Source organism: Amycolatopsis thermalba (assembly GCF_003385215.1).
GTDB classification, from domain to species: Bacteria; Actinomycetota; Actinomycetes; order Mycobacteriales; family Pseudonocardiaceae; genus Amycolatopsis_E; species Amycolatopsis_E thermalba.
The window spans coordinates 100,201-126,228 of the sequence record NZ_PQHW01000007.1 but is presented as its reverse complement, the minus strand read 5'-3'; the positions used below and the strand labels follow the sequence as shown (position 1 = coordinate 126,228).

The window sequence follows — 26,028 nt, the reverse complement described above, 5'->3', positions numbered from 1 at the left end:
GGCCGGGTACGCGTTCACGGCGGGAGGCGTCTTGTCGTCCGGCCGGTCCTTCGGATCGGGGCCGGTCCAGCCTCCGGTGTCGCTCATCGGGTCTTCTCCAACTTCCTGCGGGTCGCTTCGCCGCCCACTCTCGCAGAGCGGTCCGGCACCGGCCACGGGTGGCACGCGGCCGCCGCCGAGTCGTGATCTCTCCCTCGCGGGACGCGCGCTGACTATGCTGGCGGCCGATGACGTCTCCGCCGCCCCGGGAACCGGTGCCGCCGCCCTCGTCCGCGCCGCGGCACCGGGCGGAGCGTCGTTCCTCGCGGCCGGTGACCGCGTTCGCGCTGAGCGCCGTGGTGGTGCTGCTCGCGGGGCTGGTGGTGTTCATCGCGGTCGGCAACAGGCCGGACTCGCCGTCGCCGACCGTGGCCGCCCCGACGAGCACCGCGGCCAGCGGCGGCAACGCGCCCGCGGCGGCGACCAGCTCGGTGGACGGCGAGAAGATCCTTGCGCTGGCGAGCCACCCGATCCTGCAGAACCCGGACGACGGGCTGCAGAACTTCGCGTGCGAGCTGCCGGAGTGGCGCAGCGACCAGGCGTCGGCCGAGGCGTTCTTCACCGCCGCCGACCAGTGCCTCAACCAGGCCTGGGGCGAGTTCCTGGAGCGCTACCACCTGCCGTTCACCCCGCCGACCCTGCACTTCCCGACCGGCACCCACTTCACCACCGCGTGCGGCACGATCGCGGTGAGCGTGGCGACGGCGGCCTACTACTGCGACGACAACCTGTACGTGCCCTTCCGCGGCCTGCAGACCGACCAGTACGGCGACAACCCGGGTGTCTACCTGGCGCTGTTCGCGCACGAGTACGGCCACCACGTGCAGGAGGTCGCCGGGATCATGGACGCGGTGTGGCAGCAGATCTACGCCGTCGGGCAGAACAGCCCGGCCGGGCTGGAGCTGGACCGGCGCAAGGAGCTGCAGGCGCAGTGCTTTTCGGGGATGTTCCTGGGCGCGGTGGTCGACCGGGGCGGCTCCGTGACGCGCGACATGTACGCCAAGGCCTGGCGAGACCAGGACACCCGCGGCGACAACACCTCCGGCAGCTCCGACCACGGCACCAACGCGCACTACGCGCAGTGGTGGCGGACGGGCGCGCAGTTCAACCGGATCGCGAAGTGCAACACGTTCGCGGCCCCGGCGGCGGAGGTCCGCTGAGGGCGGTTCCGGGCGGGCGCCGCGGCCGGGGCCAGCCGACGCGCACTTCCCGGATGTGCCCGACGGGTCACGCCCACGCGGTGCAGGTGGCATCGGGAAGGCTGCCCTCCGCGTGTCGCGGGTGATGTGGCCTCACCTCCTCCGGTGGGGCCAGCAGCGTCGGCGCGCCGGGTCAGCTCGCGGCAGGGATCTCCGCGCGGCGCGGGCCGCGGTGGATCAGGAATGCGTAGGTGCCTCCGCCGAGGCAGCTCAGCGCCAGCAGCGCCAGCCCGATCGGGCGGCGCAGGTCGTCGTGGCCGGTGACCACGTCCGCCAGGTGCACCTGGATCTCCCCGTCGCCCGCGGAGGCCGGCACCGTGACGTCGACCCGGTCGTTCTGGTCGTGCCCGCACGCGTCCAGGATCCCCGTGCGGGTCCGGCCGTCGACCGTGATCTCCACCGTCTCCTGCGGGTTCGGCGCCGTGCACTCGGCACCCTTGGTGACCGTGGCCTGCGCGACCGTGCCCTGCGCCGCGGCCGCGGTGCCCAGCACGCCCGGCCCCGCCCACCACACGGCGGTCACGATGGCGATGCCGACCAGCACGGCGACGGCGAGGGTGTTCCAGCGCAGCACGATCACCATGCTTCCAGAAGCGCCGGGTGAAGCACAGCCGCCGACGGGCTGCCGAGATCTATCACTCAACCCGGTCGGCCGGGGTCACTTTCCTCACGTAGAGCAACCGGTCGCCGGGTTCGATGGCGTCCACGGCGGGCGAGTCCACCCGGTACAGCTGCCCGTCGCGCACCACGCCGAGCACGATGTCCGGCAGGTGCCGCGGCGAGCCGCCCTCCTCGGACTTCTCCGCCGGGCGCTCGGCGATCGCCAGCCCGGACTCCGGGGTCAGCAGGTCCTCGAACATGTCCACCACGACCGGCGTGGACGTCGCCATGCCGAGCAGCCGTCCCGCGGTCTCGCTCGACACCACCACCTGGTTCGCGCCGGACTGCTTGAGCAGGTGCACGTTCTCCGCCTCGCGCACCGACACCACGATGTGCGCCTTGGGCGCCAGTTCCCGCGCGGTGAGCGTGGCCAGCACCGCCGAGTCGTCGCGGTCCGCGGCCACCACGACCGCGCGCGCCCGCTGCACCGCCGCCACCCGCAGCACGTCCGACCGGGTGGCCGAGCCGTGCACGGTGACCAGGCCCAGCGCGGCGGCCGCGTCGAGCGCCTGCTGGTCGGTGTCCACCACGACGATCTTGTTCGGCTCGATCGCCTCGTCACCGAGCAGGGTCTTGACCGCGGCCCGGCCCTTGGTCCCGAACCCGACGACCACCACGTGGTCCCGCACCTTGGTCCTCCACTTCTGGATCCGGAGCGCCTGCCGCGACCGCTCGGTCAGCACCTCGAGCGTGGTGCCGACCAGGACGATCAGGAACAGCACCCGCAACGGCGTGATCACCAGCACGTTGATCAGCCGGGCCGTGCTCGTGACCGGGGTGATGTCACCGTAACCGGTGGTCGAGAGCGACACCGTGGCGTAGTAGAACGCGTCGAGCAGCGAGAGCCCGTCCTCGTTGACGTCCCGGTAGCCGTCCCGCCCCAGGTAGACGATGAACACGGCCGCCACCAGCGCGACCAGCGCCCACAGGACCCGTCTGCCGATGGACCGGATCGGGCTGACCGCCGGCTCCGGCATCCGGACGACGCCGACGAGCGAGTGGTCCGGTTCGTCCGCGACACGCACCCGCGGATCGTAAGGGATCATGTCAGGCCTCGCTAGGGCTGTGGCACGCTGCGGAGCAGATCGCGCAGACCGTCCGCGTCGAGCAGGTCCACCGGGCGCACCGTGTGGTCCTCGCGCACGTAGTGGAAGGCCGCGCGCACCTTCTCCAACGGCGTTCCGGACAGCGACGCCCAAGCCAGACGGTACGCCGCCAGCTGCACGGCGAGCGAGGCCATCCGGCCCTCCTCGGGCACGGCGCCGGTCTTCCAGTCCACGACGGTCCAGCCGCCGTCCGGATCGGCGAACACGGCGTCCATCCGCCCGCGCACGGTCACGCCGTCCACCTCGGTGGAGAACGGCACCTCCACCTCGTGCGGCGTGCGCGACGCCCAGGCGCTGCGGTCGAAGGCCTCCTGCAGCGCTTCGAGCGCGTCGTCGCCGGCCTCGTCCGGGTCGGCGGCGCCGGGCAGCTCGTCGAGGTCGAACAGCCGGTCACCGGCGAAGCGGCGCTCCAGCCAGCCGTGGAAGGCGGTGCCGCGGCGGGCGAAGGTGTTGGGCGGCACCGGCAGCGGGCGGCGCAGGCGGCGCGCGAGTCCGGCCGGGTCCGCGGCGAGCTCGACGAGCTGGCTCACCGACAGGTGGTCGGGCAGCGCGACCTGGTCGGCGGTGCCGGCGCGCTTGGCGTACTCGGCGAGCAGCACGTCGGTGTCGGCGATCCAGCCGTCCGGATCGTCCGCGTCCTCGTCCTCCTCGACCTCGCCGTCGGCCAGCGCGGTGCGGACCAGGTCGGCGCCCTCGTGCACGGCGTCGCGGCGGCCGGTCAGCGGGTCGGACGGCCAGTGCGCCGTCCGGGCCTGGCTGACCAGTGGGTTCTCCTCGTCGGCCGGTGGTTCCTCGGCCCACGCGGCGACCTTGCCGACGCCGTCGGCGGCCAGTTCGCCGACCTCCAGCAGGAAGTCCGAGGGGCCCTTGGGACGGGTGCTCGTCTCGTTCCACCAGTGCCCGGACACGACGAGCGCGCGCTCGGAGCGGGTCAGCGCGACGTAGCAGAGGCGGCGTTCCTCGTCGGCCTCGCGCTCGGCGAAGTCCTGCTCGTGGATCTCGAACGCCTCGATGACCTCCTTGCGGTCCATGCCGTCGGACACGCGCAGCTTCGGCAGGTCCGCGGAGTCACCGCGCAGCGCGGCGGGCAGCGACGTGACGGTGCGCAGCCAGGACGAGGACCGGCGCTTGTTGGGGAAGACCTCGCGCGCCAGGTGCGGCACGGCGACGACCTCCCACTCCAGGCCCTTCGCGGAGTGGACGGTCAGCACCTGCACGCGGTCCGGCACCACCTCGACCTCGCCCGGGGTGAGGCCGTCCTCGGCGTGCGCGGCGGTCGCCAGGTAGTCCACGAAGGACATCAGGGTGGCGGTGGGCGAGGTCTCCGCGAAGTCGGTGACCACGTCGGCGAAGGCGTCCAGGTGGGCGCGGCGGGCGCTGCCGGGGCGGGCCTGCGCTTCCACGTCGAGCAGCATGGTCCGTTCGACGTCGGCGACCAGCTCGGGCAGCGACTGGTCGAGGCGGCGGCGCAGCGCGGCGAGTTCCTGGCCGAGTTGCCGGATGCGGCGGTAGCCCTCCGGGGAGTAGCGCTTGGGGTCGCCCGGGTCGTCGAGCGCGTCGATGAGGCCGGTCTGCTCGGCGCGTTCGGCGAACAGGTCGTCCACCTTGGACTCTTCGGTGGGCGGCGGCGCGGAGATCTCGTTGGCGCGCCGCCACAGCGCGGCGAGGTCGGCGGCCGCGAGGCGCCAGCGGGCACCGGTGAGCAGGCGGGCGGCGGCGGTGCCGGCGAGCGGGTCGGCGAGGACGCGCAGGGTGGCGACGAGGTCGGCCACCTCGGGTTCGTCGAGGAGCCCGCCGAGGCCGACGACCTCGACCGGCAGGCCGCGGGCCCGCAGCTCGGCGGCGATCGGGGCCATGTCGGCGCGGCGGCGGACGAGGACGGCGGCGGTGGGCGGGGCGCCGTGCTCGTCCTGGTGGGCGAACCACCTGCGCGCCACGGCGTCGGCGACCCATTCGCGTTCGGTGCGGATGTCCGGCAGCAGGGCGACCTCGATGTCGGCGGGGTCGGCGTTGTCGCGGGCGCGGAGCCGTTCGACGCCGAGGCCGCGCCGGCGCAGCGGTTCGGCGATGCCGTTGGCGAGGACGAGGACCTCGGCGGGGTTGCGGAAGCTGGTGAGCAGGCCGTACTCGTGGGCGGGTTCGAGGCCCGGGCGCGGGAAGTCGGTGGTGAAGCGGGGCAGGTTGGCCGCGCTGGCGCCGCGCCAGCCGTAGATGGCCTGTGCGGGGTCGCCGACCGCGGTGACCGGCAGCGGCTCGTTCTCGACGCCGCCGAAGAGCGCGCGCAGCAGGATGCGCTGGGCGTGGCCGGTGTCCTGGTACTCGTCGAGGAGGACAGCGCCGTAGCGGGCGCGTTCGCCCTCGGCGACGGCCGGGTGCTGGTCGGCGAGGGTCGCGGCGAGGGACATCTGGTCGGCGAAGTCGAGTGCGCCCTCGGCTCGTTTGCGGCGCTGGTACTCCTCGATGAGCGGGATGAGCGAGAGGCGGAACTTCTGCGCGGCGATGATGTCGGTCAGCGACTTGGGCATCGCGGCGCGCTGGCCCTTGGCGCGCGGGGCGCGTTCGATGAGGTCACACAGCCAGCGGGTGTACTCGGCGAGTTTCTCTTCGGTGACCAGGTGTTCGCCGAGTTCGCCGGTGAGGGCGAGGAGTTGCGCGGTGACCGAGGCGGGGACGCGGTCGGTGTCCAGGTCTTCGTCCCAGGTCGACACCACGCGGTGGGCGAGCTGCCAGGAGCTGGTTTCGGAGAGCAGGCGGACGCCGGGTTGCACGGGCAGGCGCAGGCCGTGCTCGGCGTGGTGGAGGCCGGCGTAGGCGTGGTAGGTGAGGACGGTGGGTTCCCCGGCGAGCACCGCGGCCCGGCGCGCGCCGCCCGGGTCGAGCCGGTCGAGGAGGCCGGAGCCGGCGAGACGGCGCAGGCGGGCGCGGACGAGGTCGCGGAGCTGGCGGGCGGCCTTGCGGGTGAACGTGAGGCCCAGGACGCGCTCCGGGGTGACGAACCCGTTGGCGACGAGCCAGACCACCCGGGCGGCCATGGTCTCGGTCTTCCCGGCCCCAGCCCCCGCGACGACGAGCGCGGGCTCGATGGGCGCCGCGATGACCGCCGCTTGCTCCGGGGTGGGCGGGTGCAGGCCGAGCGCGTGCGCGATCTCGGCCGGGGAGGCGATCTCGGTCATGGCTTGGCTCCCGTGCTGGACACGGGAGCGGCTTGCGACGCCGCCCGCGGCGCGAGCCCCGGCGCAGGCGCGGCCACGCACAGCGCGGAGGCAGTGGGGGTTGGCACGCGCAGCGCGGCCTCAGCAGGAACCGCCACGCGCAACGCGGCCTCGGCGGTCGTCGAGCCGTTCGGCACCGCCACGCGGACCGCCGCCCCCGCAGGAGCCGCCGCGCGTAGCGCGGCTTCGGCGGTCGCCGAGGTATTCGGCACCGCCATCCGCACCACCGCCCGCCGCCCGGGCGCCGTGGCAGGCATCGCGGCGCTCGGCACTGCCCCCGCCCAAGGCGCCCAGCGCCGGATCACAAGTGTGATCGCGCGTGGCCGGTGCGCAGTAGCAGCCGTGCCGGCGGGTTTCGCGGAACCGGTCACGGCCCCGTCACCTGCCTGCCCTCCGGTCGCAGCGGGCAGGAACCCTTCGCGGGGCAGCGGTCGCAGTCCGGGTTCTCCGTGGCCTCGTACGCCGGGCCCGTCGCCGACGCCGCCACCTTCCGCACCAGCTCCAGCCACTCCCGGCCGCTCTCGTCGTCGAGCGGGGGCTGCTCCCGCACCGTCGCGCCCGTCTTGTTGTGCGACTTCGCCAGGTACACCAGCTTCGCCCCGCCGGGACGCTTCCCGCCGCCGAACGCGCCCAGCAGCACCGACAACTGGTACGCCGCCAGCTGCGGGTTCAGCTCGGCATCCGCGGCGCTCACCGCGGTCTTCCCCGTCTTCAGGTCGACGATCACGGGCCGCCCCTCGGCGTCGTGCTCCAGGCGGTCCACCCGGCCGCGCAGCTTGACCAGCAGACCGTCGCCACCGACCGGCAGCTCGACCTCGATGTCCTGCTCGATGCCCATCTGCTGCAGCTCGTGCCGCGAACTCGCCAGCCACGCCAGGAAGTTGCGCACCATCTGCTCGACCCGGTTCCGCTCGCGCCGCGAGAACCACGGCGCGCCCGCGTCGACCTTCGCCCACGCCTCGTCCAGCGCGCGCCGCAGGCCCTCGTCGGCCACGCCGTCCGCCGCGGCCTGCGCCAGCTCGTGCACCAGCGTCCCGGTGATCGCCGCCAGCTGGGCCGGGTCAGACCCGCCGTGCCGTTCGATCAGCCACCGCAACGGGCACTTCTTCAGAGTGTCCACAGTGGACGGCGAAATGCGCACCACGTCACCCTCGCCGTACAGTGGCGTGTCCGTCGACGTCTCCACCAGCCCGTACCAGGAATCCGGGTGCGCGCCCGGCACCACGGCCAGCGCCAGCCGCGCCAGCTGCCGCGCCGCCCGCGCCCGCCGGTCCGGCGGCACGTCCGGGTCGCACACCGCGCGCCGCAGGTCGCCGACCAGCTCGGCCAGCACCAGCGACCGCCCCGGCGGCTTGACCCGCGAGTCCAGCCCGGACTCGTCCGCGCTGTTGGCCTCCAGGTCGTCGACGAACCGCGACGGCTGCTCGTCCTCCCCGATCACGGCGCTCACCAGCAGCGTCCGCTTCGCGCGGCCGAGCGCCAGGTAGAACAGCCGCCGCTCCTCGGCCAGGATGGGCGCCGTCGCCGACACCGTCTCCTCCTCCAGCCCGGACAGCAGGTCCACCAGCCGCTCGACCCCGAGCAGCGAGCCACGCAGCCGCAGGTCCGGCCAGCTGCCCTCCTGCACGTTCGCCACGGCCACGACCGTCCACTCGCGACCGGCCGCCCCGTGCGCGGTCAGCAGGGACACGCCCTCGCCGCGCATCGCCACCGGCGCCAGGCTGTCGCCCGCGATGTTCTGCGACGACAGGTAGTCCGCGAACGCCGCCACGCTCGCCTTCGGCAGCCGGTCGACGTAGTTGCCCGCGGCGTGGAACAGCGCCACCACCGCGTCCAGGTCGCGGTCGGCCTGCGCGCCCAGCGTCCCGCCGCGCGCGGACAGCCGCACCCACCGCTTCTGCAGGCCGCTCTCCTGCCACACGTCCCACAGGACCTGCTCGACCCCCGCGCCCCGGCCGATCGCCGCGCGCGCGACCGCGATCAGACCACCGACCCGCCGGATCGGCGCCGCCTCGGCCTCCGCGAGACCGCCGAGCTTGTCGTTGTCCCGCAACACTTCCACGAGCAGCTCGTCACTGGACCGCTCACCGCCACCGGCCAGCTCCAGCCGCCGCAGACCACGCCGCATCCGGCGCAGCGCCAGCGGATCGGCGCCGCCGAGCGGGGACGCCAGCAGCATCTCGGCGGTGTCGACGTCGAGCAGCGCGGGATCACCGGCGACGCGCACCACCGCGAGCAGCGGCCGCACCGCCGGCTGGCGGGCCAGCGGCAGCTCCTCCACCGCCGAGGCGATCGGCACCCCCGCGGCCCGCAACGCCCGCTGCAGCACCGGGAACGACCGCCCCGGCGAGCGCACCAGCACGGCCATCTCCGACCACGGCACGCCGTCGATGAGGTGCGCGCGGCGCAGCTGGTCGGCGACCCAGCTCGCCTCGGCGGACGGGGTCGGCAGCAGCCGGACCTTCACCTCGCCTTCGTCGGCCTTCGGGTCGACGCTGATCGCGCGGTGCCGGTTCGCGCCCGGCAGGGTCGCGCCGAGCTTCGTCACCGCTTCGTGCACGGCCAGGCTCAACCGGTGGGTCCGGGTCAGCGTCACCGTGCGGCCGCCGTCGGCGTCGGCGCGCGTGAGCAGGTTCGGGTCGGCGCCGCGGAAGGAGAAGATCGCCTGGTCCGGGTCGCCGGTCACGACGAAGTCCTCGGCCGCGGTGCCGAGCAGCCGCAGCAGGCGGAACTGCAGGTGGTCCAGGTGCTGGGCATCGTCGACGAACACGTGCCGGATCCGCGCCTGCTCGCGCGCCAGCAGGTCCGGGTCGCCCTCCAGCTCGACGAGCGCGCTCGCGACCAGCTCGGCGGCGTCCAGCGCGGGCGAACCGGGCGCGCCGAGCGCGTTGCCTCCCGCGCCCTGCAGGACCGTGACCTCCTCGTACTGCCGCCAGAACACCCCGGCCGCGACCCACTCCGGGCGGTCCTTGCGCCTGCCGAGTTTGACCAGGTCCTCCGGGCCCAGACCGCGTTCGGCGGCACGCAGCAGCAGGTCGCGCAGCTCCTCGGCGAAGCCGGGCACGGCCAGCGCGGGCCGCAGCTGCTCGGGCCAGTCCGGCGCGCCCTCGGCGAGGTCGCCGGCGAGCCGCTCGCGGACCACGACGTCCTGCTCCGGGCTGGACAGCAGCCGCGGCGCCGGCACGTCCTGCAACCCGGCCTGCAGGCGCAGCAAGGAGAACGCGTAGGAGTGGACGGTGCGCACGATCGGCTCGCGGATCGTGCGGGGCACGCCGTCACCGGCGGTGACGCGGCGGGTGATCTCGGCACGCAGGGCGTTCGCCGCGCGGCGGGACGCGGTGAGCACCAGCAGGCTCTCCGGATCGGCGCCACCGGCGATGCGGGCCGCCGCCGCGCTCGTGATCAGGGTGGTCTTGCCGGTGCCCGGTCCACCGAGGACGCGGACGAACCCGCGGGGCGCCGCCAGCACCGCCCGCGCGTCGTCGTCCCAGCGTTCCGGGCGCTGCTCGGGGGCGGGCGGCCGAACCAGCCGCGCGCCCGCCCGGGACCGGGTGCCCTCTGCGCTCACGTCTGGCATGGAATCACGACCGCCCGACAGAACCGGGGACCGGCACACCCTGGCGGTAGTTTGGTCACGTGAACGAGGAGCTGCACGAGCGGGTGCGCGAGGTGGTCGCGACCGTGCCGCCGGGGAAGGTCGCCACGTACGGTGACATCGCGGCGATCGCCGGCGCCCCGTCACCCCGGATGATCGGCCGGATCCTGTCCGAGGACGGCGCGGACCTGCCGTGGCACCGGATCCTGCGCGCCAACGGCACGCCCGCGCCGCACCTCGTGCACCGGCAGCTGGAACTCCTCCGGGCGGAGGGCGTGCTGGCGGACGGTCAGAAAGTCAACCTGAAGACCTACCGCTGGCAGCCGTAGACCCGCTGGTCGAAGAACTCGACGAGGCCGGTGCGCTGGAAGTCCAGGCTGTGGGCGGCGTCGACGCCGCCGATCCAGGGCGCGGTGATCGCCGGATCGACGCCGAGCCGGGGCAGCAGGAACTGGTAGTCGGTGTAGCTGAAGTGCTCGCCGCCGGCCAGGTGCCGCTGCTCGGCCGGGCCGCGCTGGTTGCTCAGGAACTCCTGCCAGGACCCGTCCGTGGCGGCGCTGTGGTCACCGGCGCTCATCAGCAGGAACGGCTGGTCCAGGCCCTGCTCGGCGGCCTGCCCGAAGATCCGGTCCCGCTGCGAGTAGGCCATGCTGCCGTCCAGGTCGGCACCCGCGTCGATCCGCGGGTCGGCCAGCATCGTCTCGGCCGTGGTGAACCCGCCGGCCGAATGCCCGAACATGCCGATCCGGGTCAGGTCGAGCGAGCGGCCCAGCCGGGCGGGCAGCGCACGCCGTTCCGCGTCCGGGTTGCCGCCCCGCGCGAGGACTTCGAGCTGGTCGAGGACGAACCGGGCGTCCGCGACGCGGGTGGCGATCATCCGGCGGCCGACCTCGACGCTCTGCGGTGGCAGAGCGCCGCGCACCAGGCGGCCGTCCGGGAACTCCACCACGGACGTCTCGCCGGGGTGGTCGAACGCGACGGTGACGTACCCCCGGCTCGCGAGCTCCTCCAGCTGGGTGGTCGCCAGCGCGCGGGGCTGCTCGGCGCCCGGTGTGTAGAGCACGACGGGCAGATGTCCGGCGGCGACGGGCGCGCCGGAGCGCGCGTTGGTGGCGAAGCCGTAGTCCAGCCGGGCGGGGTCCATGCCGAGCCGGGCGGCGTCGGCTTCGGCGATCACGGCGGCGGCGCCGGGTGTCAGGAACGGCGCCCGCGGGCCGCGGTCGTGGATCGCGGGGTAACGCACCGTCGCCATCAGCTCGCGGTCGCGGGCCTGGTCGACCAGGTGCAGCTCGGTGACGCCGACGGCGAACGGGCCGGACGGTTCCGGCAGGGCGAGTGCCGTCCCGGCCGACGCCGGGACCACGGTGAGCGCGAAGGCGGCGGCGGTGAGCAGTGCGAAGCGGCGGATCGTCGATCTTGGTTTGACCATGCACCGAACCTAGGAAGCGGCCGGACCGGGCACATCGGGTTGATCACCGGGAGCGGCCCGGAGATCTCCCCTAGGTGCCCAGCTCCGCGACCAGCAGCTTGACCAGCGCGCCCAGCCGCTGGCGGTCCGGTTGCAGGGTCGGCACTCCGGCCTCGGTGAACGGTGCGGCCGTCACCGGGCCCACGCACGCGCACACCACGTCACCCCGCAGGGCCCGCACCAGCTCGTCGTACCTGCCGCGCTCGCGGGCCAGCTCCAGCATGTTCGCGCTGGCCGGGGCGCTCGTGAAGGCCAGCGCCCGCACCGTGCCGGCCAGCACGCCGTCCAGCAGCTCGTGCGCCGGGTGCAGGTCCGCGGGCCACTCCCACCGGTACGGCTGCACCTCGATCACCCGCGCGCCGGCCTCCCGCAGCGGCGCGGTGTGCTCGGGCAGCGGCGAGCCGTGCAGCTGGACCGCCAGCCGCGCGCCCGCGACCCCGGCGTCCAGCAGGTGACCGAACAGCTGCCGGTTGCTCTCCTCGGGCGCGGCCCACTCCTCGGTGAGCCCGACGCCCCGCACCGCGCCCTTGCCCTTCGGGCCGCGGACGAACACCCGCGCCCGGGTCAGCGACGCCAGCAGGTCCTCCCGCAGCCCCCACCCCTCGGCGGCGTCCACCCAGCCGCGGAACCCGGCGCCGGTGGTGACCGCGAGGATGTCCAGCGGTTCGGCGAGGACCTCCTCGGTGGCCGCGCGCAGCCGGGCGTCGTCGGGCAGCGGGACGATGTGGATCAGCGGCGCGTGCCGCACGGTGGCGCCGTGGCGTTCCAGCGCGCCGATGAACTCCTCGGCCCGCCGTTCCGCGGTCACCCCGATCGTGACTCCGCTCAGATCACCCATAGAACGCACCCATCCGGTCCACCGCGGCCGCCACCTGGTCACGCAGGTCCGCGGGCTCCAGCACCCGCAGCTCGGGCCCGAACCGCAGCAGCTCCCCAAGTGCCGGGGCGCCGGGTTCCACCGGTAACTCCACGCGCAACCACCCGTCTTCGTCCGGCACCTCGCGGCACTCGCGCAGAGCGCGGGCACCCACCGCGCCCAGGTAGAACGGTACGAGGTCCCGGCCCAGCGGAGACAGCCGCACCACGGCGACCCGCGGGTACATCCGCCGCTCGAACTGCTCCGACCACTCCCGCCAATAGGCGGCCAGGTCGAACCCGGCCGGGCGCTCGAACGCGGCGCCGGGTTCGAGCGAGCGGATCCGGGACACCCGATAGGTCCGGATCGCACCCTCACACTGTGCGGCAAGGTACCAGTTCCCGGCCTTGAGGATCAGCCCCAGCGGCTCCAGCAGCCGGATCGTCTCGCTGTTGTCCCACCGCCGGTACTTCACCGAAACCCGCCGCGAATCCCACACCGCCTGGGCGACCTCGGCCAGGTGCGGCAGGCTTTCGATGCCGCGGAACCAGCCGGGCACGCCGAGCACGAACCGCTCGGCGACCTTGCCCGCGCGGCTGCGCAGCTCGTCCGGCAGCGCGGCGTAGAGCTTGAGCTGGGCGGCGGTCAGCACGGTGCCCAGGCCCAGCTCGGCGGCCGCGTCGGGCAGCCCGGCCAGCGGGAGCGACTGGGCCTCCTCGCCGGTCAGGCCGGTGAGGCGGGTGCGGTAGCCGTCGAGCAGCCGGTAGCCGCCGGCCCGGCCGCGTTCGGCGTAGACCGGCACCCCGGCGGCGGACAGCGACTCGATGTCCCGGTACACGGTCCGCACCGACACTTCGAGCTCTTCGGCCAGCTCCTCGGCGGTCATCCGGCCGCGGTTCTGCAGGAGCAGCAGAACCGACAACAACCTGCTCGCGCGCATGGATCCAGTATTCCTCGGAAACCTGACAGAAGGTGTCAGGCATGGGTTGCACACTGGAGCCATGACCAACACTTTCACCACGCGGACCTGGGACGAGAAGGTCGTCAGCGGCCCGGAGAACGGCCCCCGGTACGCCCACGCGCACGCCACGTTCGCCTACTCCGGCATGATCGAGGGCGAGTCGGCGTGCGACTTCCTGCTGTACTACCCGGGCGAGGGCTACAGCGGCAGCGGGCAGACCGCGCCGGGGTTCGAGCGGATCGAGGGCAGTGTGGACGGACGGAAGGGCAGCTTCGTGATCCGGCACGACGTGGCCTACGGCGCCGACGGCATCCAGGGCACGTTCACGGTCGTCGAGGGCTCGGGCACGGGTGAGCTGACCGGACTGACCGGGACCGGCACGATCGGAGGAGCGAGCGAGACCGTGAACTACACCTTCGACTACCAATTGTGATGCTCGAGGTCGACCGCGAGCAGGTGCTCGCCCACCGGATCGCGGCGCAGGGCCTGCACCGCGACGTCGCCGACCCGGCCGGGCTGACCGTGTTCGACCTCGGCCTGCAGAGCACCCAGCGCGACACGGCGGCGATCTCCCTCGCGGCGCGGCTGCCCGGCCCGGTCACCGAGGAGTCCTTCGTGGAGGATCCGCGGTTCGTGCTGGCGTGGACGCACCGCGGCGCGCCGCACTTCCACCGCGCGGACGAGATCGGCCGGGTCACCGCCGCGCTGGTCCCGCTCGACGAGGACGACGCGATGGCGCGGATGGGCTGGCAGCGCAAGCAGGTCGAGGCGGCCGGGATGGGCGCGCTGGACGGGTTGTTCACCGCGGCGCGGGCGATGCGGAAGGTCGTCACCCGGGTGATGTCGAAGGGCGCGGTGAGCGAGGCCGTCACGAAGATCATCCCGGACGGCTTGTCGTACCAGTGCCGCGTCTGCCAGGCCACCCACATCCTGGATCACGTCATGCGGCTGGCGGCGATCCACGGCGGGGTGCGGCTGGAAGCCGGGGCCCAGCCCGCGACGCTGGCGCCGCTGGACGGCCGGCCGCGGATGCGGACGACGCCCGATGCCGGGGCCGCGACGGCCGTCGTCCGGGATTACCTGCACCTGCACGGCCCGGCGGCGCCGAAGGAGGCGGCGGATTTCGTGGGGACGAAGGTCGCCGTGGTGAAGCGGATGTGGCCGGAGGAGCTCGCCGAGGTGCGGTTCGCCGGGCGGACGGTGTTCCTGCCGGCCGGTGACGTGGCGGCGCTGGAGAACCCGCCGGAGCCCGACGTCGTGCGGTTGCTGCCGCCGTGGGACCCGTTCCTGCAGTCGCGGGACCGGGCGGTGCTGGTGCCGGACCGGGCGCGGCAGAAGGAGGTCTGGAGGATCCTCGGCAACCCCGGAGCGCTGCTCGCGGGCGGCGAGGTGGCCGGCGTGTGGCGCGCGAAGGGCAGCGGCCGCAAGCGGCTGGACTTCACGATCACCGCGTTCGACCCGCTCCCGCCCGCGGCGCGGACAGCCGTCGAGGAGGAGGCCGAACGGGTGGCGCGCACGCGGTGGTTCGCGGACCTGAAGGTGAGCTGGAACTAGCACCGTCGCCGAAGCCGTCGCGGGCGCACCGCGGTCTCGTCAGCGCAACGCACTGCCGATGCTGATGCCGCCATCCACATCCAGCACCACCCCGGTCACGTAGCCGGCCGCCTCCGAGCACAGGAACGCCGCCGCCTCCGCGATGTCCGCCGGGTCGCCGATGTGCCCCACCGGAACCCGCGCGGCCAGCTTCGCCCGTGCCTTGTCGTCCATCGACGCCAGCATCGGCGTCGCGATCAGCCCCGGTGCGATCGCGTTCGAGGTCACGCCGTGCCGCGCGCCTTCCAGCGCGATCGTGCGTGCCATCCCGACCACCCCGGCCTTCGCCGCGGAGTAGTTCACCTGGCCGAAGTTCCCGCGCCAGCACATCGACGACAACGACAGCAGCCGCCCGTACCCCTGCCGCTTCATCGCACCGAACACCGCCCGGCTGCAGTTGAACATGCCGCGCAGGCTGACGTCGATCACCGCGTCCCACTCGTCGTCGGTCATCCGCTCCAGCCGGTTGTCGCGGATCACCCCGGCGTTGTTGACCAGCACGTCCACCCGCCCGAACGCTGCCAGCGTCCCCGCCACCCACGAACCGACCTGCGCCGGATCGGCCACGTCCACCACGGACGCCCGCACGTCGATGCAGTCGGCCGCGGTCTCCTTCACCGCGGCCTCGTTGACGTCGCACAACGCCAGCGACGCCCCCTCGTCGGCGAACCGGCGCGCCATGGCACGGCCGAGCCCCTGCCCGGCACCGGTGATCAGGACGACGCGACCCACGTAGCGCTTCACGAAAACAGAAACTACTGTTTCATCCAGCGAACCACAAGTCTCAGGCGGCGACCGCGAGCCGCCGCTGCGCCTGCTGATACCGGGCCAGCACCAGGTCCACCACGTCCGGGTGCACGCCCAGCGGATCGGCCACCACGTCCGCGCCCGCGTCCAGCACCTTCCGCTGGAACAACCCCGGCGCCAGCAGCCACGACGCCACCGCCACCCGGCGGCCCCGCCCCCGCGCCCGGGCCACCGCGTCGGCGATCGAGGGCTGCGCCGTCGCGACGTAACCCACCCGCACGGACGTGCCCAGCACCGCACCCAGGGCATCCGCGGCAACCCGCACCTCGGCGAGCGCGCGTGGATCGCTGGAGCCCGCCGCGGCCAGCACGACCGCGTCACCCGCGCGGTAGCCAGCCCACTCCAGCCGGTCCCGCATCACGCCGACCAGCTCGGGCGCCGGGCCGAACGGGTCGGCCAGCAGCACGTTCCGGTGCCCGCTCGCGGCGATCTGCGCCGGGATGTCGGTTCGCACGTGGTACCCGGCGGCCAGGAACGCGGGCACGACGATCGCCTGGTAGCCGCGCACCGCATCGAGGACCGTCGTCACGTCGGGCTGCCGCACGTCGGCGTAGGCCACCCGCACCGGCACCGGCGTCCCGGCCCGCACGCGGTCCGCCAGCTCCTCGATCACCCGCGCGCCCCGCGGGTCCCGCGTCCCATGCGCTGCCAGCACGATCATCGTTCCACCGCCAACCGGTATCCGCGCTTCACCACGGTCTGCACGAGCTTCCCTTCGCCGAGCGACGTGCGCAGCCGCCCGATCGCGGTCTCCACCGCGTGTTCCTCACCGCCGCCGGGCAGTGCCGACGTCAGTTCCCGGCGCGAGACGACCCGGCCGGGCTCGCGGGCCAGCGCTCGCAGCACCGCCATCGGCGCGGGCGCCACGTCGCACAGCTGACCGTCCACAATGGCCGCTTGGCCGCGCAGCTCGATGAGCCGCCCGGCCGCCCGCAGCTTCGGTGACCGCTCGACCAGCGCCTGCGACACCGTCCGCGCCAGCGCGCCGATGCGCGCCCGCTCCGGCTGCACGGTGGGGATCCCGACCGCCGCCAGCGGGGCCGCCGTGATCGGCCCGACGCACGCGACCAGCACCCGGTGCGTCAGCGCCTCCACCAGCGCCGCGAGCCGGCCGGTGCGCTTGGCCATCGCCAGCGTGCTCGCCGCGGCCGGCGCGCTGGTGAACGGCATCGCGTCCACCGAGCCGTCCAGCACCGCGTCGATCAGCCGGTCCAGCGGCCCCGGATCGGACGGCCCGACCCAGCGGTACACCGGCACCTCGATGACCTCGGCCCCGGCCTCCCGCAACGATTCCACGAAGTACGGCAGGGGCTCGCCGTGCAGCTGCACCGCGACCCGCTGACCGTCCACACCGGACGCCAGCAGGTGCTGGAGCAGCTCCGCGCTGCTCTCCGAGGCCGGCGAGTAGCTCTCCGACAACCCGGCCGCGCGGATCGCGCCACGCGCCTTCGGCCCACGGGCCAGCAGCGACGCCTCGCCGAGGCGGCTGACCAGCGCCTCGCCGAGACCCCAGCCCTCGGCCGCCTCGACCCACCCGCGGAACCCGATGCCGGTGGTCGCCACGACCACGTCGACCGGCTCCGCCAGCATCCGCACGGTCGCGGCGTGCAGCTCGGTGTCGTCGGCGAGCGGCACGATCCGGATCGCCGGCCCGTACCGCACGGTCGCGCCCTGGCGCACCAGCAGCGCGCCGAGCTCGTCCGCGCGGCGCGCGGCCGTGATGCCCACCGCGAACCCGGCGAGCGGGAGGACACCGGGGGAATCGATCATGGCTGGAGGTACACCACACCCTCGATCACCCGCACCGGATACGTGCGCACAGCCACCGTCTCGTCGTCCAGCGAGTTGCCGGTGGCCAGCTCGAACCGGTGCTTCAGCATGGGCGAAGCGACGTGCGGCACGCCCTTCACGTCACCGATGATCCCCCGCGAGAGCACCGCCGCCTTGGTGAACGGGTCCACATTGGACAAGGCATAGACGTCGCCGGTCACCGTGCGGAAGATCGCCACCTGCCGCCCGTCGGGCAGCAGGGCGGCCACCCCGCGACCGGGGATCAGCCGGTCGACCGGGCAGATCTCGACCGCCTCCGTGGCGCGCTTCTCCTCCACCGCGGTCATCGCGAAACCACCTCCGGAACACCCAGCAGGACGGGGACTTTCTGGTCACGTTCGGCGCGGAACGAGATGGTCGGGTCGGGCGTGCCCGGCGCGTTGACGAACGAGGTGAACCGGGCCAGCTTCGCCGGGTCCTCCAGCACGCCGCGCCACTCGTCGGCGTAGTTCTGCACGTGCTTGGCCATCGCGGCGTCCAGCTCCTCGCAGATGCCGAGCTTGTCGTCGACGATCACCGCCCGCAGGTGGTCCAGGCCGCCGTCCATCTCCTCGATCCACGGCGCGGTGCGCTGCAGCCGGTCGGCGGTGCGCACGTAGAACATCAGGAACCGGTCGATGTAGGTGATCAGCGTGTCCTTGTCCAGGTCGGACGCCAGCAGCTCGGCGTGCCGGGGCAGGGCGCCGCCGTTGCCGCCGACGTAGAGGTTCCAGCCCTTCTCGGTCGCGATCACGCCGAAGTCCTTGCCGCGGGCCTCGGCGCACTCGCGGGCGCAACCGGACACCCCGGCCTTGAGCTTGTGCGGCGAGCGCAGGCCGCGGTAGCGCAGCTCCAGCTCGACGGCCAGGCCGACGCTGTCCTGCACGCCGTAGCGGCACCAGGTGGAGCCGACGCACGACTTCACCGTGCGCAGCGACTTGCCGTAGGCGTGCCCGGACTCCATCCCGGCGTCCACCAGCCGTTTCCAGATGTGCGGCAGCTGGTCCACGGTCGCGCCGAACAGGTCGATCCGCTGCCCGCCGGTGATCTTGGTGTAGAGCCCGAACTCCTCGGCGACCTCGGCGATCACCTTCAGCTTCGCCGGGGTGATCTCGCCGCCGGGGATCCGCGGCACGACCGAGTAGGTGCCGTTGCGCTGCATGTTCGCCAGGAAGTGGTCGTTGGTGTCCTGCAGCGCGGCCTGCTCGCCGGCCAGGACGTGACCGCCGTCGCGGTGGGTCGTGTCGAGCGTGGCGAGGATCGAGGCGACGGCCGGCTTGCAGATCTCACAGCCCGAGCCGGTGCCGTGCTTGGCGATCAGTTCGCCGAACGTGGTGATGCGGGTAGCGCTGAGGATCTGGAACAGCTCCTGGCGCGAGTAGGCGAAGTGCTCGCACAGCGCCTTGGACTGCTCGACCCCGCAGGCGTCGAGCAGCTTCGCCAGCATCGGCACGCACGACCCGCACGTCGTGCCCGCCTTGGTGCAGCCCTTGATCTTCGCGACGCTGTCGCAGCCCTCGTCGTGGATCGCGCTGGTGATGGCGCCCTTGCTGACCGCGTTGCACGAGCAGATCTGCGCCTCGTCCGGCAGCGCGTCCACACCCACCGCACTGGAGCCGCCTTCCGGCGCGAGCATCGCGGCCGGATCGGCCGGCAGCGGGCTGCCGACCAGCGGGCGGAGCAGGTTGTACGCGCTCGCGTCACCGACCAGCACACCGCCCAACAGGAGTCGGCGCCCGTGCTCATCAGGTTCGGACACGACGAGCTTCTTGTAGTACCCGCCGACCGCGTCGGAGAGCACGACCTCGACCGCGTTCTCCGTGGTGGCGTGCGCGTCGCCGAAGCTGGCCACGTCCACGCCCATCAGCTTCAGCTTGGTGGACAGGTCCGCGCCCGGGAACTCGCCAGTCTTGCCGAGCAGCTGCGCGGCGACGATCTCGGCCATCGTGTAGCCCGGGGCGACCAGGCCGTAGCAGCGGCCCTCGACCGCGGCGCACTCGCCGACCGCCCAGATGTCCGGATCGCTGGTGCGGCAGGCCAGGTCGGTGATGATCCCGCCGCGCTCGCCGACCGCCAGCCCGGACGAGCGGGCCAGGTCGTCGCGCGGGCGGACACCGGCGGAGAACACCACCAGGTCCAGGTCCAGCTCGGTGCCGTTGGTGAGCCTGGTGAACAGGCGGTCGCCGTCCTGCTCGATCTTCTCGGCCGAAGTTCCGGTGTGGACGGTCAGGTCCAGGTCGGTGACCAGCTTGCGCAGCAGCCGGCCACCGCCGTCGTCGACCTGGAGCGGCATCAGCCGCGGCGCCATCTCCACCACGTGCGGGGACAGGCCCATGTCGCGCAGGGCCTTCGCCGCCTCCAGGCCGAGCAGTCCACCGCCGACGACCATCGCCGCCGCGCGGCCGCGCTTGGTCGCCTTCGCGTGCTCGACCGCGGCCCGGATCGCGTCCAGGTCCTCGATCGTGCGGTAGACGAAACAGCCGGGCAGGTCGTGTCCCGGCACCGGCGGCACGAACGGGCGCGAGCCGGTGGCGAGCACGAGCGCGTCGTAGGGCTGCACGTGCCCGGACGCGGTGGTGACCGTCCTGGTCGCCCGGTCGATCGCGGTGACCGGGTCGCCCAGCCGCAGCTCGACCAGGTCGTCACCCTCGTAATCCGAACCGGACAGGGTGAGCGCCTGGACGTCCCAGCCATCCACGTAGGAGGTCAGGGCAACCCGGTCGTAGGCCGGGCGCGGCTCCTCGGCGAGCACGACGACCCGCCAGGCGCCCTCGGTGTCCTCGGCCCGCAGTGCCTCCACCAGCCGGTGGCTCACCATGCCGTTCCCGACGACGACGAGTGTGCGCATTACCGAAACCTCCTGCTCGCTTGCTCTTGCTTCAGACCCGGGCACCGGCGAGAGCCAGCCCGCGCTCGCTCACCGGCGCGTCCGACTTGCGGAGGTACACGGCCCAGGTGAGGACGAAGCAGATCCCGTAGAAGACGAGGAACCCGACGAACGCCGGCACGCCGCTGCCGGTGTCCAGGAAGGACTGCCGGAACGCCAGGTTGATGAACAGGCCGCCGAGCGCGCCGACCGCACCGGCCAGGCCGATCAGGGCGCCGGACCGCTTGCGGGCCTTGAGCATCTCGGTCGCCTCGTCGGCGCCGGCCGCGATCGCGGCCCTCGCCTTGGTGCGGAAGATGGCCGGGATGCTCTTGTAGGTGGAGCCGTTGCCGACCCCGGTCAGCACGAACAACACGATGAAGGCCGTGGTGAACAACGCCAGCGACTGGGTGTTCGACGCGATGATCAGGATGACGGTCATCACCGCCATGCCGACGAACGTGGTGAAGGTGACGCGCGAGCCGCCCAGCTTGTCCGCCAGCCAGCCCCCGGCCGGGCGGGAGAACGAGCCGAGCAGCGGGCCGAGGAACGTAACCGCCGCGGCCTGCAGCGGGGTGCGGCCGAACTGGTTCTGCAGCACCAGGCCGAAGGCGAAGCTGTAGCCGATGAACGAGCCGAACGTGCCGATGTAGAGGAACGACATCACCCACGTGTGGGCGTCGCCGATGATCTCCCGCATCGCCTTCTTGTCGTTGCGGACGGACGCGATGTTGTCCATGAACAACGCCGAGCACAGCGCCGCGACGACGATCAGCGGGATGTAGATGAACAGGATGATCCGCGGCGCGCCGGTGCCGACGGTGGCGATGATCAGCAGACCGAGCAGCTGGATCACGGCGACGCCGAGGTTGCCGCCGCCCGCGTTCAGGCCCAGCGCCATGCCCTTGGCCTTCTCCGGGAAGAACGCGTTGATGTTGGTCATCGAGGACGCGAAGTTGCCGCCGCCGACACCACCCAGCGCCGCGACGATCAGGAAGCCCCACAGCGGGGTGCCCGGCTCCATCACGATCGCCGCGCCGATGCTCGGGATCAGCAGCAGGGTTGCGCTGACGATCGTCCAGTTGCGACCGCCGAAGCGCGCCACCGCCCAGCTGTAGGGCAGCCGCGCGATCGCACCGACCAGAGTCGGGGTCGAGGTGAGCAGGAACTTGTCGGCGGCCGAGAACCCGTACTGCGGTCCCATGAACAGGACCATGACCGACCACAGTGTCCAGATGGAGAACCCGATGTGCTCGGAGAAGATGGAGAACCACAGGTTGCGGCGGGCGATCTTCTTGCCGGTGGACTCCCAGAACGACTCGTTCTCGGGCTCCCAGTGCTCGATCCAGTGCTTGCGCGCCGCTGGCGCGGTCATCGTTGTCGTCATGTGGCCTCCCTAGGCGGTGGTGGCGAGCCAGTCGGCGATGCCGCAGACGGCGTCGCGACAGCTGCCACATCCGGTTGTCGCTCGGGTCACGGAAGCGAGCTCGGTGACGTCGGTGGCACCGGCGCGGAACGCCTCGACCAGCCGGCCCTTCGTCACCGAGTTGCACCGGCAGACGACGGCGGCCGCCGGGATGTCGGCGGGGCTCGACGCGACGGTCGCCCCGCCCGGCAGCGCGCGCCCGAGCAGGACGGCGAGCCGGTCTTCGGGGACCGGGACACCCCGGTCGAACAGGTGCGTGATGTTCGCGGCGGCGTCCGGCGCACCCAGCAGGATCGCCCCGGCCACCCGTTCGCCGCGCACCACGAGCTTCGCGTAGCGGCCGCGCGCCGGGTCGGTCAAGCACACCACCTCGGCGTCCGGGTCGCTCGCATCGGTGTGCACGTCGCCGAGCGCGGTGAGGTCGATGCCGCGCGCCTTCAGCTTGGTGATCACCTGCGTGCCGCGGTACCGCGCCGACACGTCGGCGCCGGTCAGCAGGTCGGCCAGCACCTTCGCCTGCTGCCAGGCCGGCTCGACCAGGCCGGACACCGTGCCCGGGTGCTGCGCGCAGTCGCCGATCGCGTGGATGCGGCCGTCGCTGGTGCGCAGCGCGTCGTCGACCACGATGCCGCGGTCGACCGCCAGACCGGCCTCGGCGGCGAGCGTGGTCTCGGCCCGCACGCCGGTGCTGACGACGACCAGGTCGGCGTGGACCTTGCTGCCGTCGTCGAGCTTGAGCCCGTCGCCGGGAACGTACCGGGCCGCGCCCGCGCCGAGCCGGAAGTCGATGCCCAGCTCGCCCAGCGCCCTGGCCAGCACGCCACCGGCCCCGGCGTCGAGCTGGCGTTCCATCACGTGGCCGACCGGGTGCACGACGGTGACGAGGTTGCCGCGTCCGGCCAGGCCGCGGGCGGCCTCCAGGCCGAGCAGGCCGCCGCCGAGCACCGCGACCGGCGCCCCGGCCTGGGCGGCGTCCAGGATGCGGTCGCAGTCGTCCAGCGTGCGGAAGGTGACCACGCCCGGTGCCGGGGTGCCGTCGTCGGCGGTCAGGCCCTCGATCGGCGGCAGCCACGGGCGGCTGCCGGTCGCCAGCACCAGCGCGTCGTAGTCCACAGTGGAGGAGTCGCTGAGCCGGATCCGGCGGGCGGCGCGGTCGATGTGCTCGGCCCTGACGTCCGTGCGCAGGTCGATCGCGTGCCGGGCCGCCCAGTCCGGATCGTGCAGGCGGACCATCTCGGGGCGCATCGTCCCGGCGACGACGGCGGAGAGCAGCACGCGGTTGTACGCGGCGTGCGGCTCCTCGCCGATGACGGTCAGCGTGACGCGAGCGCCTTCCGGGTCGCGGGCCCGGATCTCGTCGGCGAGCCGGGCCCCGGCCATGCCGTAGCCCAGCACCACCACCTTGCGGGTCATTCCGCACCGTCCTTCGTGGTCAGGCGAACCGCGCACACCTTGAACTCGGGCATGCGGCTCGTCGGGTCCAGGGCGGGGTTGGTCAGCAGGTTCGCCCGCTGCGCGCCGGGGAAGTGGAACGGCAGGAACACCGTGTCCGGCCGCATCGAGGCGACGCACCGCACGCGCGCGGTGGTCTCCCCGCGCCGGGAGACCACCGCCGCCCAGTCGCCGTCGGCCAGACCGGCGCGGGCGGCGGTGTCCGGGTGCACCTCGACGTAGGCCTCCGGCACGACGTCGTTCAGCTCGCCGATCAGCCGCGTCTGGGCGCCGGACTGGTAGTGCTGCAGCACCCGGCCGGTGGTCGCGATCAGCGGGAACTCGTCGTCGGTCGGCTCGGCCGGGCCGCGGTGCTCGACCGGCACGAACCGGGCGCGGCCGTCCGGGTGGGCGAAGGAGTCCAGGAACATCCGCGGCGTCCCGGCGTGCTCGGTGCCGGTCACCGGCCAGTACAGGGCCTCACCGTCGCGCAGGCGTTCGTAGGTGACGCCGGAGTAGTCGGCGAGCCCACCCCGCGAGGCCTCGCGGAGCTCGGCGAACACCGTCTCCGCCTCGACCGGGAAGCGCGCGGCCGGCTGTCCCAGGCGCCGCGCGAGTCCACTGAGGACCTCCAGGTCGCTGCGCACCCCGGCGGGCGGGTCGATCGCCTTCTGCCGCAACAGGACACGGCCCTCCAGGTTGGTCATCGTGCCGCTCTCCTCGGCCCACTGCGTGACCGGGAGGACGACGTCGGCCATCGCGGCGGTGTCGGACAACACGAAGTCCGCGACGACGAGGAAGTCCAGGCCGCGCAGGCGATCCGCGACGTGCGCCGACCGCGGCGCGGACACCACGACGTTGCTGCCGAACACGAGCATCGCCTTCGGGCCGGTCTCGGTGCCCAGCGCGTCGAGCAGCTCGTAGGCCGAGCGGCCGGGGCCGGGCAGATCGGCGGGGTCGACACCCCACACGCGCGCGACGTGCTCGCGGGCGGCCGGGTCGTCGATCTTGCGGTAGCCGGGCAGCTGGTCGGCCTTCTGGCCGTGCTCGCGACCACCCTGGCCGTTGCCCTGACCGGTGAGGCAGCCGTAACCCGAGCCCGCGCGGCCGGGCAGGCCGAGCGCCAGCGCCAGGTTGATCCAGGCGCTCACGGTGTCCGAACCGCTCGCGTGCTGCTCGGTGCCGCGCGCGGTGAGGATGTAGGCGTCGCGGGCGTTCGCCAGCAGGGTGGCGACGCGGCGCTGGTCGGCGGCGGCGACACCGGTGACCCGCTCGACGCGCTCGGGCCACCAGCGCGCGACGATCTGCCACACCGCGTCGAAACCGCGGGTGCGCTGCTCCACGTAGGACCGGTCGAGCAGGCCCTCGGCGACCAGCGCGTGCAGGATGCCCAGCGCCAGCGCGAGATCGGTGCCCGGGGCGGGCGCCAGGTGCAGGCTCGCCTGGTCCGCGGTCGGCGTGCGGCGCGGATCGACCACCACCAGCCCGCCGAGGTCGATGGCCTTGCGCAGGTGCTGCATGAACGGCGGCATGGTCTCCGCCGGGTTCGACCCGATCAGCAGGACCGCGTCCGCCTCGCCGACGTCGGTCAGCGGGAACGGCAGCCCGCGGTCCAGGCCGAACGCCTTGTTTCCGGCCGCCGCCGCGGACGACATGCAGAACCGGCCGTTGTAGTCGACCTGCGAGGTGCCCAGTGCGACACGGGCGAACTTGCCCAGCAGGTAGCTCTTCTCGTTGGTCAGACCGCCGCCGCCGAACACGGCGACCCCGTCCCGGCCGTGCTCGGCCTGGACCTCGGCGATCCGGCGCGCGACCAGGTCGAGCGCGTCGTCCCAGGTCGCCGGCACCAGCTCGCCGTCGACCCGGACCAGCGGCGTGGTCAGCCGCGCCGGGCTGGTGAGCAGGCTGCCGGCGGTCCAGCCCTTCTGGCACAGGCCGCCGCCGTTGGTGGGGAACTCGCGGGGTGCGACGGCGGTGCCGGACAGGCTCATCCCGCACTGCAGGGCGCAGTAGGGACAGTGGGTGGCCACCTTGACCTGGGGTTCCGCGGTGAGCGTCACGCGCACCTCCTTCCGCCTCTGCCCAGAGACGGTAGGAACGGCGTGTTACCTGGAAACTCTCGAATGTTTCAGGCGTTTGACATTGCTACGGCATTTCGAGGGATGCCCGGTGAGAAGTGACGCGGGCTACAGGATCTCACTCACCGCGGCCGCGGCGGCACGCAAACCGTCGAGCGAAGCGGCCGTGGCGCGCGGGCTGAGCGCGTTGCCCGCCAACCGGAACAGCACGGCCCGCAGCAGGAGCTGCGGCCATTCCGGCAGGTGGGACCAGCGCCGCAGGAAGCCGGGCGCGGCGTCACCCCAGGCGACGGCGTCGACGGCGGCCACCGCGGCGCCCCATTCGGCGGGCCGGTAGAACGGGTCGAAGTCGACGATGCCGGGCGGGGCGTCGTCGTCGAAGAGGACGGTGCCGAAGAGGTCGCCCGGCACGACCTGGTCCGGCAGCCGCACGGGTCTTCGCGCCACCGCGAGGACCTCGAACCAGCGGCCGCCCTTGGCCTCGTCGACCGGCACGTCGGCCTCGCCCCAGGCCACCCGGTCGGCCACCGCGTCCGGATCGGTCCGGGCGGCCAGGTGCCGCGGGCGCGGCAGGCCGTCGAGGGCGTGGGCCAGTTTGAGGGCGGCGAGCATGATCTCGTCGTGCCGGTGCTCGGGACTGCCGTCGAGGTAGCGGCGCGCCGCCCACCCCGCGACGATCCACCGCCCGTCCCGCGCCCGCTGCGGCTTGGCGAGGCGCAGGTCGGGGACGTCGAGGGTGGGCAGCGTGCCGGCGAGCCACAGCGTGCGCGGCCGGTCCCGCACCGGGGTCAGGACGATGTCACCGCAGCGGTGCGCCCGCCCACCGGGCAGCGGCTCGGGGGTGGTGTGCTGGAGGCCGAAGGCCATGAGCACAGCCGCCGGTGGCTGACCTGCTCTCGGACCGTCGGGCACCGCCCGAGAT

At 73.4% G+C, this 26,028-nt stretch carries 20 protein-coding genes; 4 read left to right on the top strand and 16 right to left on the bottom strand.

The genetic code is table 11. The features are described from left to right. Nucleotides 1-227 precede the first annotated feature (227 nt). Nucleotides 228-1,199: a neutral zinc metallopeptidase gene (locus D0D15_RS05360; protein WP_244214935.1), complete on the top strand. Its 972-nt coding sequence runs from the start codon at nucleotides 228-230 to the stop codon at nucleotides 1,197-1,199. A gap of 172 nt (nucleotides 1,200-1,371) precedes the next feature. Here the strand turns inward: D0D15_RS05360 and D0D15_RS05355 are convergent, their stop codons facing one another. From D0D15_RS05355 to D0D15_RS05340, 4 genes are all read right to left on the bottom strand, one after another. After that, nucleotides 1,372-1,821 carry a hypothetical protein gene (locus tag D0D15_RS05355; protein ID WP_094006808.1) on the bottom strand — a complete coding sequence of 150 codons (450 nt, stop codon included), beginning with the start codon at nucleotides 1,819-1,821 and terminating at the stop codon, nucleotides 1,372-1,374. Between the two features lie 52 nt (nucleotides 1,822-1,873). Continuing rightward, the gene (locus tag D0D15_RS05350; RefSeq protein ID WP_094006809.1) at nucleotides 1,874-2,944 is read right to left on the bottom strand and encodes a potassium channel family protein; all 1,071 of its coding nucleotides are present in this window, start codon (nucleotides 2,942-2,944) and stop codon (nucleotides 1,874-1,876) included. A gap of 11 nt (nucleotides 2,945-2,955) precedes the next feature. After that, nucleotides 2,956-6,177 carry an ATP-dependent helicase gene (locus D0D15_RS05345; protein WP_115944281.1) on the bottom strand — a complete coding sequence of 1,074 codons (3,222 nt, stop codon included), beginning with the start codon at nucleotides 6,175-6,177 and terminating at the stop codon, nucleotides 2,956-2,958. Between the two features lie 406 nt (nucleotides 6,178-6,583). Next, nucleotides 6,584-9,793, bottom strand: a complete 3,210-nt coding sequence (locus tag D0D15_RS05340) for an ATP-dependent helicase (RefSeq protein WP_425266773.1) — start codon at nucleotides 9,791-9,793, stop codon at nucleotides 6,584-6,586. A 59-nt stretch (nucleotides 9,794-9,852) separates the two neighbouring features. Between D0D15_RS05340 and D0D15_RS05335 the strand changes: the two genes are divergently transcribed. Beyond that, nucleotides 9,853-10,140, top strand: a complete 288-nt coding sequence (locus tag D0D15_RS05335; RefSeq protein ID WP_094006812.1) for an MGMT family protein — start codon at nucleotides 9,853-9,855, stop codon at nucleotides 10,138-10,140. On the opposite strand, the gene D0D15_RS05330 is transcribed toward D0D15_RS05335, so the two are convergent. The 3 genes from D0D15_RS05330 to D0D15_RS05320 form a co-directional block, all read right to left on the bottom strand. After that, nucleotides 10,122-11,240: an alpha/beta hydrolase family protein gene (locus D0D15_RS05330; protein WP_094006813.1), complete on the bottom strand. Its 1,119-nt coding sequence runs from the start codon at nucleotides 11,238-11,240 to the stop codon at nucleotides 10,122-10,124. The two genes, D0D15_RS05335 and D0D15_RS05330, sit on opposite strands and share 19 nt — an antisense overlap. Nucleotides 11,241-11,310: 70 nt before the next feature. After that, nucleotides 11,311-12,117, bottom strand: coding sequence for a uroporphyrinogen-III synthase (locus D0D15_RS05325; RefSeq protein WP_094006814.1), 807 nt, complete (start codon nucleotides 12,115-12,117; stop codon nucleotides 11,311-11,313). Then, nucleotides 12,110-13,075, bottom strand: a complete 966-nt coding sequence (locus tag D0D15_RS05320; RefSeq protein WP_115944279.1) for a helix-turn-helix transcriptional regulator — start codon at nucleotides 13,073-13,075, stop codon at nucleotides 12,110-12,112. Before D0D15_RS05320 ends, D0D15_RS05325 begins: the two co-directional genes overlap by 8 nt. 61 nt (nucleotides 13,076-13,136) lie before the next feature. On the opposite strand from D0D15_RS05320, the gene D0D15_RS05315 reads away from it, so the two are divergent. Together D0D15_RS05315 and D0D15_RS05310 are read left to right on the top strand one after the other, a co-directional pair. Continuing rightward, the gene (locus D0D15_RS05315; RefSeq protein ID WP_094006816.1) at nucleotides 13,137-13,529 is read left to right on the top strand and encodes a DUF3224 domain-containing protein; all 393 of its coding nucleotides are present in this window, start codon (nucleotides 13,137-13,139) and stop codon (nucleotides 13,527-13,529) included. Next, nucleotides 13,529-14,650: a winged helix DNA-binding domain-containing protein gene (locus D0D15_RS05310; protein ID WP_094006817.1), complete on the top strand. Its 1,122-nt coding sequence runs from the start codon at nucleotides 13,529-13,531 to the stop codon at nucleotides 14,648-14,650. The genes D0D15_RS05315 and D0D15_RS05310 overlap by 1 nt, the downstream gene beginning before the upstream one ends. Nucleotides 14,651-14,689: 39 nt before the next feature. On the opposite strand, the gene D0D15_RS05305 is transcribed toward D0D15_RS05310, so the two are convergent. The 9 genes from D0D15_RS05305 to D0D15_RS05265 all read right to left on the bottom strand — a co-directional run bounded on the left by D0D15_RS05305 (nucleotide 14,690) and on the right by D0D15_RS05265 (nucleotide 26,018). Beyond that, nucleotides 14,690-15,433, bottom strand: coding sequence for an SDR family oxidoreductase (locus D0D15_RS05305; protein ID WP_094006818.1), 744 nt, complete (start codon nucleotides 15,431-15,433; stop codon nucleotides 14,690-14,692). 40 nt (nucleotides 15,434-15,473) lie between these two features. Continuing rightward, entirely contained in the window at nucleotides 15,474-16,157 is a 684-nt protein-coding gene (locus D0D15_RS05300; protein WP_094006819.1) for a sirohydrochlorin chelatase, read from the bottom strand. Next, on the bottom strand, nucleotides 16,154-17,266 hold the full coding sequence (locus tag D0D15_RS05295) for a uroporphyrinogen-III synthase (protein ID WP_094006820.1): 1,113 nt from the start codon (nucleotides 17,264-17,266) through the stop codon (nucleotides 16,154-16,156). Before D0D15_RS05295 ends, D0D15_RS05300 begins: the two co-directional genes overlap by 4 nt. Continuing rightward, nucleotides 17,263-17,613, bottom strand: a complete 351-nt coding sequence (gene nirD / locus D0D15_RS05290; RefSeq protein ID WP_094006821.1) for a nitrite reductase small subunit NirD — start codon at nucleotides 17,611-17,613, stop codon at nucleotides 17,263-17,265. Before nirD ends, D0D15_RS05295 begins: the two co-directional genes overlap by 4 nt. Next, nucleotides 17,610-20,153, bottom strand: a complete 2,544-nt coding sequence (gene nirB / locus D0D15_RS05285; RefSeq protein WP_094006822.1) for a nitrite reductase large subunit NirB — start codon at nucleotides 20,151-20,153, stop codon at nucleotides 17,610-17,612. Before nirB ends, nirD begins: the two co-directional genes overlap by 4 nt. Before the next feature lie 31 nt (nucleotides 20,154-20,184). Next, on the bottom strand, nucleotides 20,185-21,558 hold the full coding sequence (locus tag D0D15_RS05280; protein WP_094006823.1) for a nitrate/nitrite transporter: 1,374 nt from the start codon (nucleotides 21,556-21,558) through the stop codon (nucleotides 20,185-20,187). Nucleotides 21,559-21,567: 9 nt separating this feature from the next. Then, on the bottom strand, nucleotides 21,568-23,010 hold the full coding sequence (locus tag D0D15_RS05275) for an FAD-dependent oxidoreductase (RefSeq protein WP_094006824.1): 1,443 nt from the start codon (nucleotides 23,008-23,010) through the stop codon (nucleotides 21,568-21,570). Then, complete coding sequence (locus D0D15_RS05270) at nucleotides 23,007-25,019, bottom strand: molybdopterin oxidoreductase family protein (protein ID WP_094006858.1); 2,013 nt, start codon at nucleotides 25,017-25,019, stop codon at nucleotides 23,007-23,009. Before D0D15_RS05270 ends, D0D15_RS05275 begins: the two co-directional genes overlap by 4 nt. 195 nt (nucleotides 25,020-25,214) lie before the next feature. Beyond that, on the bottom strand, nucleotides 25,215-26,018 hold the full coding sequence (locus D0D15_RS05265; protein WP_255407924.1) for a TIGR02569 family protein: 804 nt from the start codon (nucleotides 26,016-26,018) through the stop codon (nucleotides 25,215-25,217). Between the last annotated feature and the right edge of the window lie 10 nt (nucleotides 26,019-26,028).